Consider the following 12,758-nt stretch of genomic DNA (forward strand, 5'->3'; position numbering starts at 1 on the left):
CGTCAGGCGGAGAGGCGGTCGAACAGGGTCCACGTCCGGGACGCGACGACCCCCGTGCTGGCCAGCCCCGCCCTCGCCTGGGCGGCCTTGACGGCCTCCCGCGTCGCGCGGTCGAAGACGCCGGTGGCCGGCACACCGAGGAGCCGCTGGACGGCGAGGACCTGCGGGCCCGCGTCACCGACGCGCAGCACCGTGGAGCGGCTGCCGACGAACGGGAAGTCGCGGGCCTCGAGCACGTCCCACACGTCGGGGGTGACGACGCCCGTCTGGGGCAGCGCGCGGGAGCGCTGGAGGGCGAGGACGCGGTCGCGGGTCACCGGCCCGAAGACGCCGTCGACGGGGACGCCGCCGAGGGCCCGCTGCAGGACCCGCACGACGGCCCCGCGCGCGCCCAGGCCCAGTGTCAGGTCCTTGTACGCGGTGTACGCGGTGCCGACCTCGACGCGCGCGACACCGGCATGGGGCTGTCGGGGCGCTGCGGCGTGGGTCGTCATGGTGGCTCCTCCGTGGCCTCGGTGGCCTCGATGCGCCGGGCCGGGGGCGGCGTCGCCCTCCCGCGACACCACTCCCGCCCCGTGTACTCCTTCGGCACCATTTATGCACTCCCGTCACATGGTCCACAACGGGTTCGCCGGAATTACAGGACTGGAATTCGCGGCCGTCTCCCCTCGTCCGCGCACGTGCCCGCAACCCACCACCTCCGGCCCTCGTGTGGGTCGCCCCCACGGCCGCGGCGGCCGCCGACGCGGATAGAGTCCGACCCATGGACAAAGTCGTCTCCACCCCCCAGGAGGCCATCGCCGGGATCCGCGACGGCATGTCGCTGTCGGTCGGCGGTTTCGGCCTCTGTGGCATCCCCTCCGTGCTCATCGCAGCCATCCACGACGCCGGCCTGACCGACCTCGAGGCCGTGTCGAACAACTGCGGCGTCGACGACTGGGGCCTGGGCATCCTGCTGCGTGACAAGCGGATCCGCCGGATGGTCAGCTCGTACGTCGGTGAGAACAAGGAGTTCGAGCGGCAGTACCTGTCCGGCGAGCTGGAGGTGGAGCTGACGCCCCAGGGCACGTTGGCAGAGCGCCTGCGCGCGGGTGGCTCCGGGATCGCGGCGTTCTTCACGATGACCGGGGTCGGCACCCAGATCGCCGAGGGCGGTCTGCCGTGGCGCTACGACGCCGACGGCGCCGTGGCCGTCTCCTCGCCGCCGAAGCAGACCCAGGACTTCGAGTGGATGGGCGAGACGAAGACGTTCGTCCTCGAGCAGGCCATCACGACCGACTTCGGGCTCGTTCGCGCCGCGAAGGGCGACCGGCACGGCAACCTCGTCTTCCACGAGTCGGCCCGCAACTTCAACCCGCTGTGCGCCATGGCCGGACGCGTCACCGTCGCGGAGGTCGAGCAGCTCGTCGAGCCGGGCGAGCTCGACCCCGACGCGGTCCACCTGCCCGGCATCTTCGTCCAGCGGGTCCTGCCGCTGACCCCCGAGCAGGCGGTCACCAAGCGCATCGAGCGCCGCACCGTCCGCCCGCGGGCCGACCAGGGCAGCGGTGGAGCCGGCGCCGGCAGCGAGACCCCCGCGACCTCGAGCAAGGAGGCCTGAGATGGCGCTGACCCGTGAGCAGATGGCGGCGCGCGCCGCCGCCGAGCTGGCCGACGGCGCGTACGTCAACCTCGGCATCGGCCTGCCGACGCTCGTGCCCAACTACGTGCCCGACGACGTCGAGATCGTCCTGCAGTCCGAGAACGGCATCCTCGGCGTCGGTGCCTACCCGCTCGACGGCGAGGAGGACCCCGACCTCATCAACGCGGGCAAGGAGACCGTCACCCTGCGCAAGGGGGCGGCGTTCTTCGACTCGGCGACGAGCTTCGGCATGATCCGTGGCGGCAAGGTCGATGCCGCGATCCTCGGCGCGATGCAGGTCAGCGAGGGCGGCGACATCGCGAACTGGATGATCCCCGGCAAGATGGTCAAGGGGATGGGCGGTGCGATGGACCTCGTCCACGGAGCCAAGAAGGTCATCGTGCTCATGGAGCACACGGCCAGGGACGGCTCGTACAAGATCGTCAAGGACTGCTCGCTGCCCTACACCGGCCGCGGCGTCGTCCAGCGGATCATCACCGACCTCGCGGTCCTCGACGTCACCGACGCCGGCCTCGTGCTGCGCGAGCTGGCCCCCGGTGTCACGGAGGAGGAGGTGCGGGACAGGACCGAGCCCGAGCTGACGGTCGACCTCCAGCCGGCCCCCACGCACGGCTGAGGGCAAACTCCCCGACACCCCGTCGAACCGGCGGCGCGGCACCCTCGGGGTCCGCGCCGCCGGGTGCGCATCGGCGGGGTCGGCGGGCTCGGCCAGCCCTACCAAACCGGGACGATCCAGCGGTCACGGGATGATAACGATCATTCGTGACGCACTGTGGTGGTTGGGACAATTGGGACTCAATGGGTGTGCTGCCCGTTCCTGCCAGGAGTCCTGCGATGCGCCTCGTCCCCACCACCGTCGCCGTGACCGTGCTGACCGCCACGTTCGTCGTCGCCCCCACGATGTCCTCCGGGGCCAAGCCCCGGCCGGTCGCCCCCACGGTCCACGAGGTCGCCGTCCCGGCCGTCGCCGGCGCGCGCCCCGCCGCCCGAGCCGGCAGTCCGGGCAGGGTCGTCGCGGCGACCCACGTCGCCGGCGTGGACTTCGACGTCGCCGGCGTCACCTTCGACCGGACGCCGCCCACCGGCACGCGCGTCGAGGTGCGCACGCACGACGCGTCGGGCTGGAGCGACTGGGTCTCCCTCGACCTGGAGGAGGACGACGCGCCCGACCCCGGCTCGGCCGACGCGCGGCACGCGCGGCCCGGCACGGCCCCGCTCGCCGCGGCCGACTCCGACGCCGCCGACATCCGGGTCACGACGCCCGACGGCTCGGTGCCCAGCGGGCTGCGCGCGAGCCTCGTCGACGGTGGCGACTCCCCCGCCGACGCGTCGATCGACCCGCCCGCCGGCTCGGCCGTCGCGGCCGTCACCCGTCCGACGATCATCAGCCGCGCCGAGTGGGGCGCCGACGAGAGCATCCGGACGTGCGACGGCGAGCGGCTCAGCGGCTTCAAGGCGGTCGTCGTGCACCACACCGTCAACTCCAACACGTACACGGCCGACCAGGTGCCCGCGCTGCTGCGCTCGATGTACGCCTTCCACGTCCAGAGCCGCGGCTGGTGCGACCTGGGCTACCAGATCCTCGTCGACCGCTTCGGCCGCGCGTACGAGGGCCGCAAGGGCAGCACGGCCGCCTTCGTCATGGGCGCGCAGGCCGGGGGCTTCAACGCCGAGACCACCGGCATCTCGGTCATCGGCGACTTCACGTCGACGCCGATGAGCTCGGCCGCCAAGTCCATGGTGACGCGCGTGGCCGCCTGGGAGGGCGACCGCTCCCTCTTCGACCCGTCGACGTCCGTGGTGCTGACCTCCGCCGGGGGCACGCGCTACGCGGCCGGCGTCCGGGTCACCAAGCCCCGGCTCATCGGCCATCGCGACCTCAGCCTGACGGACTGCCCCGGCGACCAGGCCTACCCGCAGGTGGCCTCGATCCGCAGCGGCGCCGGCTCGATCTGGCGAGCCGGGCAGTGGTCCGTCCAGAAGCCGACGACCGTGTCGGAGACGTACGCGCGTCCGGCGACGGGCTCGTTCACCCTGACCGGCCGCGGCTACGGCCACGGCATCGGCCTGTCCCAGTGGGGCGCCTACGGCGCGGCGACGCGCGGACTCACGTGGCAGCAGACCCTCGGCTTCTACTACCCGGGCACGACCCGCACCTCACAGGGCAACCCGTCCCTTCGCGTGCTGCTCCAGAGTGTCGGCACCGGGTCCACCGAGCTCGTCACCCAGAGCGGAGCGTGGGTCTCCAACGGCTCGAAGACTCGGCCCTGTCGACGTCGCTGCGCTGGCGGGTCGTCCCCGAGGGCACCGGCGTGTCGCTCCAGGCGTACTACAACGCCCGGTGGAACGCCGTGAGCGGCTGGACCCGGTCGAGCGTGCCCCTCACCCTGAGCCGACCGTCGGCCGGGACCGTCCGCCTCGTCCTGCCGAGCGGCTCGCGGCGGGAGTTCCGCGGGACCGTGCGCGTCGTGCCGGTCTCGGGCCGCGCCTACCCGGTCAACGTCGTGCCGACCGAGTCCTACCTGCTCGGGGTCGTCCCCAACGAGATGCCGGCCAGCTGGCCCGCGGCTGCCCTCGCGTCGCAGGCCGTCGCCGCGCGCACCTACGCCGCCTACGGCCTGTCGACGGCCGGCAGCCGCGCCTACGACACGTGCGACACGACCTGCCAGGCCTACCGCGGGGTGGCCGACTACTCCGCCACGGGTGTGCTGACGAGGCGCAACGAGGACAGCCGCGCCTCCGCCGCGGTCGGGGCGACGGCCGGCGTCGTCCTCGGCTACGGCGGCAAGCCCGCCTTCACCCAGTACTCGTCGTCGAACGGTGGCCGGACGGTGCGCGGCAGCGCGCCCTACCTCCTCGCCCAGTCCGACCCGTACGACGGGGCCGTCACCTCGGCGGCCAACCCCAACTCCTGGGACACGACGCTGACATCCGCCGCGATCGAGGCCCGCTACCCGGTGATCGGCACGCTACGCAGCATCGCCGTCGGGACCCGAACGGGTGGTGGCGGCACCGGCACCTTCGGCGGTCGCGTCGGGACGGTCACGCTCACCGGCTCGGCCGGCTCGGTGGCGGTCAGCGCCGACGCCTTCCGATCGGCGCTCGGCCTGCGCAGCACGTGGTGGACGGTGTCCTCACCGGCGCCCCGCTCGGCCGCCTACTCGCCGCGTGACGTCACCGGCGACGGCCTCGGCGACGTCATCATCCCGTCGGGGTCGGCGCTCAAGACGCTGTCCTACACCGGCTCGATGTCCTTCACCGTCCGGCAGATCCTCTACGGCGGGTTCTCCGGCATGCGCGCCGCCACAGCCGTCGGACCCTTCGGCAACGACAACCTCGGTGACGTCGTCGCCATCGACTCCGCCGGCACCGCCTGGCTCTACCCGGGACTCGGCTCGAGCGGCCTCAACGCCGGGCGGGTCGTCCTCGCCCAGGGGTGGGGCGCCGTGACGATGATCGTGCCGACGGGCGACTGGAACGGCGACGGGTACACCGACTTCGCCACCCGCATGAGCGACGGCCGGCTCATCCTGCGCACGGGCGACGGCACCGGGGCCATCACCTCGAGCCCGACGGTCGGCACCGGCTGGAACGGCCTGAGCCAGGTGACCTCCGGGGAGTTCGACGGCGACGGCCTGCGTGACCTCGTCGCCGTCCGCGCCTCGGACGGTGCGCTCGTCCTCTACGGCGGCAACGGCACCGGCGGGTTCAAGCCGGCACGCGTCATCGGCTCGTCGGGCTGGACCGCGATGAGCGCCGTGCGGGGCATCGGCGACCTCACCGGCGACGGCCGCGACGACCTGCTGACCCGGCGCAAGAGCGACGGTGCGCTGCTCGTCTACCGGGTCCTCGGCGAGGCCCGGCTGACCACTCCCCTGTCGGCCGGCTCGTCCTCGTCGACGCTGACCTGGGGGCAGTGACGCGGGTCGCGAAGCGGGACGGGCCTCCTCGGGTCAGCCGAGACCGGCGATGTGCTCGATGAGGCCGGTCGTCGACACCGACGGCGTGCGTGGTAGGTAGACCACCTCGCAGACGTCGCCGACCCAGTCGAACTTGCCCGTCCAGTCGTCGCCCATGACGAGGACGTCGGCGTGGTGGGTGAGGATGTAGTCGCGCTTGAGCTCGAGCGACTCCTCGACGAAGACCTCGTCGACGACGCGCAGGGCCGAGACGATCTCGATGCGCTCGTCCTGCGTGAACACCGGAGGGCGGCCCTTCTTGGCGATGTTGAGCGCGTCGGCCGACACCCCGACGACGAGGCGGTCACCGAGGGCGGCAGCGCGCTGGAGCACCCGCACGTGTCCGACGTGGAAGACGTCGAAGGTCCCGAAGGTGATGACGGTCCGGTTGCTCACGGTGCTCCTCTGGCGGCTCGACCCGGGCGGTCGTTCGGCGACCCGCCCGGGGCGACGCGGTCGGCAGCCCGTGGCGGCCGTCCGCGTCGGTGCGAGGCTACTAGCCCTGCCCCGGCCACGCCGAAACGACGGGACCGCCCCGGCCGGGAGGAGGCGGGTCAGCGCCGCGAGAGGGTCTCCAGGGCCGCCAGCGCCGCGTGCGCGGCCTGGGCGAGCGTCGTCTGTGCCAGCCCGGACCCGTCGCTGACCGGCCCGCCCTCGAGGACGGCTCGGGCGAGGTCCGCCGCCGTGAGAGCCGCGAGCACGACGCCGGCCGGCCGCGGCGCGGTGTCGCTCGCCACGACCCGGGCCCCCGCCGCCAGGGCCTCCCGGACGATGACCGAGTCGCCGTCCCAGCTCGTCGGCCGCAGGAACGTGCCGACGCGCGAGAGGACGGCGCTGACCTCCGCGGGCGGGCTGTCGAACGCGACGGTGAGCCACGCGCTCCCCCCGGCTCGGTGCCGGAGGTCCTGCACGGCCTCGGTGTCGTTGCCGTAGGCGAGGACCGTGAGGGTCGCGTCGGGCCAGGTCCGGCGGACGAGCTCGACTGCCTCGATGCCGAGCGTGGCGTTGTAGTGCGGCAGCCCGGCGTTGGTGGCCAGGGCGAGGGCGTGCGGCTCACGGGGGAACGGGCTCGGCACGGGCGCCGCCGAGGCGTCGAAGGGCGTGACGACGGTGACGCGCGAGCGCAGCCGCTCGGGCAGGATCGCGCCGATCTCGTCGTTGACGGCCCAGATCTCGTCGTAGGCGTGCAGCGCGACGACGAGCGCCCGGCGTCGCCAGCCCGGCAGGCGCGCCACCTGGCCGCTCGTCGAGCCCGAGTGCAGGACGAGGACGGTGCGTCCGCGCAGGAGCGCGAAGCAGGGGGCGAGGAGCATCGCCCGCCACAGCCGCGTCAGGTGCAGCAGGTGCAGCCCGCGTCGGCGCAGCCCGGGCACGGCGCGCAGCGCCCGGAAAGCCGACCCGGTGTCGACGTAGACGACCTCGACGCCCCCGGCGCGCAGCGACGCGGTCAGCTGGTGGTGGCTCGTGCGCACGCCGCCGACCTCGCCGTGCTCCTGGGCCCACTGGAAGACGGGGCGGGCTGCGGACATGCCTGGGCCTCAGTCGAGCCGGGAGCTGGACAGGACGCCGAGCAGGTGGCCGCCGGCTGTGAGGACGACGAGCGGCACCATGACGACGACGAGCACCTGGGTGCCGATGAGGTCGCCGTGGACGGCGTCGACGACGGCGGCCGCGAGGGCCAGCAGCGAGGCCTCGACGGCCACGAAGGCGCGGAACACCGGCACGTAGTCGAAGGCGCGCCGCAGCGCCGCCATGCCGGATGCCTTGGGGCGGGCCGTCGTCGCGACGTCCTCGAGCGGCGGGCGGCCCGTCTTCGCCCGGGCGACGTGGACGAGGTCGGTGAACGCCTTGTTGAGCAGCACGCCGACCGCGACGAGCAGGCCGAGCACGGTCCAGCCGCCGACGTCACCCGGGTGCGTGAGTCCCCATCCGTCGGCGCGCAGTCCGATCGCCACCGGGATGGAGGCCTCGGTGACGTAGTGGCCGATGCGGTCGAGGTAAATCCCCGCGGGCGAGAAGCGCTGCCGCCAGCGGGCCACCTCGCCGTCGGAGCAGTCGAGGAGGATCTGCAGCTGCATCGCGAGGACGGCCACGACGGGACCGACGACCCCACCGAACGGGATCGCGAAGGCGCCCACGACGCCGGTGACGATCATGAGCCACGTGACGCCGTTGGGCGTGATGTGGGTGGGCAGCAGCCACCGCGTGACGTGGATCGACAGGTGGCGGATGTAGAGGGCGCCGGCCCAGTGCTCGGCGTTGTACCGCGCGATGTGTTCCGGCGGCTGCGCGACGGCCTTGAGCTGCTCGGCCGTCGGCCGGTCGTCGGTCGGGTCGTGGGCCAGGGTCATGAGGCTCCATCCTGCCGTGTGCCGCCGAGGTGTCGACGCCAGGCCCGTGCGGACTCGGCGCCGAAGAGGACGGCGAGCACGACCGCCCCGGTGAGCAGGAACGGGGCCGGATGGCCGCTCAGCCCTCCGAGCAGCCCGAGGAGCACGACGCGTCCCTCGACGCCGAGCGTGACCCGCACGAGGGCGACCGTGCTGCTCGCGCCGGTCTCGCGGAGCCGGTAGACGTTGTCGTAGAGGTGCCAGCAGACCACGGCCAGCCAGGCGTAGGCGGCGGCCCGTGAGGCGGGGTCCGCTCCGGCCGCGAGCAGCAGGGCCGCCGTCTCGACCGCGACGAGCAGCGCGGGCACCTGCCAGGCGAGCCGGCCTCGGCCCCGGGGTCGCGGGAGCACGGCGAGGTCGCACAGGTGCCTGAGGGTGCGGTCCGGGCGGTCGGCACGGAAGCCGTCGGTGCGGGTCAGCGCCCGCAGGAGCCGTCCGGCCTGCGTCCACGCGAGCGCGATGGCGGACGCCACGCCGAGCGCCCAGAGCAGCAGGGCCGGCCGGTGCAGCAGCAGGCCGAGCGACATGACGAGGTAGCGCTCGGCGATCGGCAGGTGCAGCACCTGCTTGACGTCGCGCACCACCCGGGCCCGTCCGGTCGGCGGCGCGGGCACCGTCGTCGGTGCCCGCTCCGGGCCGCCGTCGCGGGGGTCGTCGAGCGGGTGGGGGGCGCGCGGCTCGGAGGCGGACGCGCGCTGTCGGGTCGAGTAGGCGTGGTCCTCGACGTGGCGCACCGCCAGGAGCGCCAGTACCAGGACGGCGAGCCACCAGAGGTCCTCGCCGCGGCGGGCCGCCACCCAGGCGACGGCGGCCACCATCGTGAACTCCTTGACGCGGTCGCTCACGGCATCGAGCCAGCCCCCGAACGCGCTGTAGCGCCGCGTGAACCGGGCGATCTCGCCGTCGACGCAGTCGACGACGAGCGAGGCCTGCAGCAGCACCGCCGCGAGCAGCCAGGTCCACCACGAGTCGACGGCCGTGAGGGCGCAGGCGGCGAGGCCGAGCCCGAGGCTGACCGCCGTGACGACGTTCGGGGACCATCCGTGGCGCAGGCCGAGCGCGGTGAGGCCGCGCGAGAGAGGCCGGATCGCGTGCATCGAGAACACGCCGTCGTTGCCTCGCGAGGCAGCCCGCAGGCGCTGCTGCCAGGCCGAGCCGGGCGCGCCCCGCCGCAGCGCGGGCCCCCGCTCGACCGTGACGTGGGCGAGCGGCACCGCGACGACGGGCACGACGGCCGCGCGCACGAGCGCGACGACGACGAGGTCCAGGGCCGAGGCGCCGACGTGCCGCTCCGAGGCGCTCGCGGCCGCGGCGGCCAGGACCTCCGCGACGGCGGCCCGGTCCGCGGCAGCGACCCGGAGCAGCCCTGCGGCGTACGAGGTCGGGGCCGTCACGACGTGCCCCCCGATCCGGCCGACACCACGAGGCGGGTGTGCCGGTCGACCCGCACCGGTGCGAAGCCACCCTGGGCGAGGGCACCGGCGCTCGACCCCGGGTCGGAGGTACGGGCACCGGCGGGGCCGGTGGTCGGGTCGCGCAGGTCGGTGACCGGGGCGTCGACGACGGGCACCAGCGTCGCGTCGCGCGGCGAGTCCAGCACGTCGAGGAGAGCGACGGGGCTGACCCTCAGGTCGGCGGCGGCGAGGACGAGCGGCACCGTGTCGGACGCGGCGGCCACCGCGGCGACCGCCGCCAGCACGGCCGGCACGTCGTGTGCCGGGACGTCCGGGCGTCGCACGGACAGTCCGAGCTCGGTCAGCGTCTCGACGAGGTCGGACGCCGGGTCGGGCCCGAGAACGAGGGTGTCGGCACCGGCCGAGCGGCCGACCACGAGACGGGCACGAGCGTCGCCGACGAGGGGGCGCTCGTCGAGCCTCACGTGCCGGCGTCCGCGTCGGCGTTGTACTGCTCGAGGACCTCGTCGATGGGACCGTCGCCGACGAGCTCGCCCGCCTGCAGGTAGAGGCCGCGCTCGGCGAAGCGCTTGAGGTCGTGCTCGCTGTGGGAGACGAGGAAGAGCGTCTTGCCGCCGGAAAGCATGTTCTCCATGCGCTCGTAGCACTTCTCACGGAAGGCACGGTCACCGACGGCCAGGACCTCGTCGACGAGGACGACCGGCTGGTCGAGCGTCGTGATGAGCGCGAAGGCGATGCGCACCTGCATCCCGGACGAGAAGTGGCGGAAGGGCATGTCCATGCCCGCCTGGACCTGCGGGCCGGCGAAGTCGACGATCTCCTCGTAGCGCTCGTCGATCTGGCGCTTCGTCAGGCCGTGCAGGCCCGCCGCGAGGTAGACGTTCTCGCGGGCGGTCAGCTCGCCGAGGAACCCACCGGTCAGCTCGATGAGCGGGGCGACGCCGCCGCGGACCCGGGCGTAGCCGGAGTCGGGGAGCATGACGCCGGCGATCATCCGCAGCAGCGTGCTCTTGCCCGAGCCGTTGCCGCCGACGAGGCCGACGGCCTCGCCCTTGGCGACGTCGAACGAGATGTCGCGCAGCGCCCAGAACGTCTCGTTCGTCGCGCCGGTCTGGCCCTTGAAGACGAGCTCGCGCAGCGACATGCGCCGCTTGCGGGAGCGGTAGAACTCGATCCCGAGGTCGCGGACCTCGATCACCGGCTTGGCCATCAGATCTCCTTCAGCACGGCCGGCTCCATGCGCTTGAAGACGTAGGCGCCGACGAGCAGGAGCACGACGGTCAGCACGCAGGCCGAGGCGACGGACAGGACGTTCATCTCGCCCCGGAAGAAGCCGGACCGGAACAGCTCGAGGACCCCGCTCATCGGGTTGATCGCCAGCACGTCGCGCAGGGTCTTCGGGGCCATGTCGGCGCTGTAGAGCACGGGGGTCGCGTAGAAGCCGAGACGCAGTGCGATGCGCACGACGCGGGCCATGTCGCTGACGAGCACGGTGATCGGGGCGAGGATCATGCCGATGCCCACCGACAGCAGGAAGGTCAGCAGGAACGAGATCGGCGCCAGGATGATCGTCCAGTGCAGGTGGGTCTGCCCGGTGATCATGTAGAAGATCGTGAAGGCCACGATGACCGGCAGGCTGAGGATGAACTCGATGCCCTTGGCGAGCACGACGCGCACCACCCACAGCTCGCGCGGCAGGTTGGCCGACCGGACGAGCCGTGACTCGGCCAGCAGGGCGCGCGAGGTCTCCGACATGTTCTGGGCGAACCACTGCCAGAGGAACAGACCGGTGACCAGGTGCAGGAAGAAGGGCTGGTTGCCGGTCCGGCGCGCCTGGAAGATGAGCGTGAAGACGACGAAGTAGACGAGCGCCATGAGCAGCGGGTCCAGGATGGTCCACAGCCACCCGAGCCAGCTGCCGGCGTAGCGGACGCGCAGGTCACGTTCGACCAGGGTGCGCAGCACCTGCCGGTTGGCCATGAGGCCGCGGAACTGGGACACGCCGATCATGCGCGCAGACCACCTTCTCCTTCGTGGGTTCGGGCCGTTCGTCGGGTTGCGGGCACCGTCATGGGGCCTCCGCGGCGACGGGGCACCCGTCCGGCTCTCGCCGCAGTCTAGGGGTGCCCGCCGGGGGTCGCTGTCAGGTGCGGGCCAGCCGCGACTCGATCAGCTCGGTCGCGGCGGCGACGAACCGGGCCGTCGCGGCGCCCGGCGACGTGTCGCCGAAGTAGTGGCGCACGACGTCGGCCCGCGCCTCCCCCGGCTCGGCGAACGCCGCGTCGAGGATCTTGACGATGCCGGCGGCCTCGGACGCGTCGACGAGCGGGACGCTCTCGTTCAGCCGGGTCGGTTCGACCTCGGCGGTGGGTGCGCTGGGCCGCGTCAGGACGAGCGGCTTGCCGGTGGCGAGCCAGTCGAGGGCGACCGCCGACACGTCGGTGATGCAGGCGTCGAGGGCGGCCAGGTGCCAGCCGAACGCCGTGTGGGTGTCGACGAGGTGGTGGGCGGTGGGGTCCGCGGCGTTGGCCTGCTCGACGAGGGCCGAGAGCCGGGCGGACGCCGCCCCGTAGGAGCGCTGGAAGGCGCCGGAGCGCGGGTGCGGCCGGTAGACGACGCGGAAGCGCGCGTCGGCGAGCAGCGCGGTGAGGATCGCCTCGCCGTGGGTGTCGATGGAGCCGTAGGCCATGCTCGGGCGGTCGCCCTCCCACGTCGGCGCGTAGAGCACGGTGGTGCGCCCGTCGGCCGGCAGGTGCGGGGACGGATAGGTGGTGTCGTTCTGGGGGCGGCCGATCTCGACGGCGCGTGCGGCCACGTCGAACTCGACCAGGGCTCCGGTGAGCCGCTCGGCAGCCGCCTGGCCCGCGATGAAGACGCGGTCGTAGGCCTTGAGCTGGTTGCTCGCCATGTAGGACTTGTCGCTCTCGCCGTGGCTGACGAAGACGTGCGCCGGCGTCGCGAAGCGCAGCATCTGGAAGTTGCGGACGTTCTGGTTGACGTAGAGGACCAGGCCGATCTCGTGCCCGGCCATGAACGCCTCGATGTCGGTGACCCGCGGGGCGTGCAGGACCGGGAGGGGACACTCGTCGAGGAGCAGGATGGTCGTCTCGGGCATCCGCGAGATGACGACGACCGGCTCGGTGCGCGCCAGCTCCTGCAGCGGCGCGTACCACTGGCGGATCTGGTAGAGGTTGACCGGCTCGTCGGAGAAGTACACGGCGCAGCGGAACGGGGCCTCGCTGCCCGGCTGCAGCCCCTCACGGGCGAGGCGGCGCGCAAGGCGTCGCTTGGCGAGCTGTCGCCGGACGGCGTCCCGGACGAGAGTGGCCGCCTGCTTGGCGTTGTCCATCGG

The 12,758-nt window shown here is 73.2% G+C and carries 13 protein-coding genes; 4 read left to right on the plus strand and 9 right to left on the minus strand.

Annotation, left to right across the window (positions count from 1 at the left end; genetic code table 11):
- Positions 1-2: 2 nt before the first annotated feature.
- Positions 3-494 (minus strand): peptidoglycan-binding domain-containing protein, encoded by a 492-nt coding sequence (locus AC1VM9_RS20940; protein WP_481342830.1) that lies wholly within the window; start codon positions 492-494, stop codon positions 3-5.
- A gap of 269 nt (positions 495-763) precedes the next feature.
- Between AC1VM9_RS20940 and AC1VM9_RS20945 the strand changes: the two genes are divergently transcribed.
- The 4 genes from AC1VM9_RS20945 (at position 764) to AC1VM9_RS20960 (ending at position 5,562) form a co-directional block, all read left to right on the plus strand.
- Positions 764-1,600, plus strand: coding sequence for a CoA transferase subunit A (locus AC1VM9_RS20945; protein WP_483123904.1), 837 nt, complete (start codon positions 764-766; stop codon positions 1,598-1,600).
- Position 1,601: 1 nt separating this feature from the next.
- Entirely contained in the window at positions 1,602-2,258 is a 657-nt protein-coding gene (locus AC1VM9_RS20950) for a 3-oxoacid CoA-transferase subunit B (RefSeq protein WP_483123905.1), read from the plus strand.
- Between the two features lie 218 nt (positions 2,259-2,476).
- A complete protein-coding gene (locus AC1VM9_RS20955; protein WP_483123907.1) occupies positions 2,477-3,997 on the plus strand; it encodes an N-acetylmuramoyl-L-alanine amidase in 1,521 nt (506 codons plus the stop codon).
- Positions 3,880-5,562, plus strand: coding sequence for a SpoIID/LytB domain-containing protein (locus tag AC1VM9_RS20960; protein ID WP_483123908.1), 1,683 nt, complete (start codon positions 3,880-3,882; stop codon positions 5,560-5,562). The genes AC1VM9_RS20955 and AC1VM9_RS20960 overlap by 118 nt, the downstream gene beginning before the upstream one ends.
- Positions 5,563-5,595: 33 nt before the next feature.
- Here the strand turns inward: AC1VM9_RS20960 and AC1VM9_RS20965 are convergent, their stop codons facing one another.
- The 8 genes from AC1VM9_RS20965 to AC1VM9_RS21000 form a co-directional block, all read right to left on the minus strand.
- Entirely contained in the window at positions 5,596-5,997 is a 402-nt protein-coding gene (locus AC1VM9_RS20965; protein WP_483123909.1) for an FAD synthase family protein, read from the minus strand.
- Positions 5,998-6,155: 158 nt separating this feature from the next.
- On the minus strand, positions 6,156-7,130 hold the full coding sequence (locus AC1VM9_RS20970; RefSeq protein WP_483123911.1) for a glycosyltransferase family protein: 975 nt from the start codon (positions 7,128-7,130) through the stop codon (positions 6,156-6,158).
- Positions 7,131-7,139: 9 nt separating this feature from the next.
- Positions 7,140-7,952 (minus strand): CDP-alcohol phosphatidyltransferase family protein, encoded by an 813-nt coding sequence (locus AC1VM9_RS20975; RefSeq protein WP_483123912.1) that lies wholly within the window; start codon positions 7,950-7,952, stop codon positions 7,140-7,142.
- Positions 7,949-9,385 (minus strand): DUF5941 domain-containing protein, encoded by a 1,437-nt coding sequence (locus AC1VM9_RS20980; protein WP_483123913.1) that lies wholly within the window; start codon positions 9,383-9,385, stop codon positions 7,949-7,951. Before AC1VM9_RS20980 ends, AC1VM9_RS20975 begins: the two co-directional genes overlap by 4 nt.
- Positions 9,382-9,870 (minus strand): hypothetical protein, encoded by a 489-nt coding sequence (locus AC1VM9_RS20985; protein WP_483123915.1) that lies wholly within the window; start codon positions 9,868-9,870, stop codon positions 9,382-9,384. The genes AC1VM9_RS20980 and AC1VM9_RS20985 overlap by 4 nt, the downstream gene beginning before the upstream one ends.
- Positions 9,867-10,616, minus strand: coding sequence for an ABC transporter ATP-binding protein (locus AC1VM9_RS20990; protein ID WP_481340750.1), 750 nt, complete (start codon positions 10,614-10,616; stop codon positions 9,867-9,869). The genes AC1VM9_RS20985 and AC1VM9_RS20990 overlap by 4 nt, the downstream gene beginning before the upstream one ends.
- A complete protein-coding gene (locus tag AC1VM9_RS20995; protein ID WP_481340751.1) occupies positions 10,616-11,416 on the minus strand; it encodes an ABC transporter permease in 801 nt (266 codons plus the stop codon). Before AC1VM9_RS20995 ends, AC1VM9_RS20990 begins: the two co-directional genes overlap by 1 nt.
- 133 nt (positions 11,417-11,549) lie before the next feature.
- Positions 11,550-12,755, minus strand: coding sequence for a CDP-glycerol glycerophosphotransferase family protein (locus tag AC1VM9_RS21000; protein WP_481340752.1), 1,206 nt, complete (start codon positions 12,753-12,755; stop codon positions 11,550-11,552).
- Positions 12,756-12,758 lie beyond the last annotated feature (3 nt).

This window comes from Monashia sp. HAY1-11D, assembly GCF_056868035.1.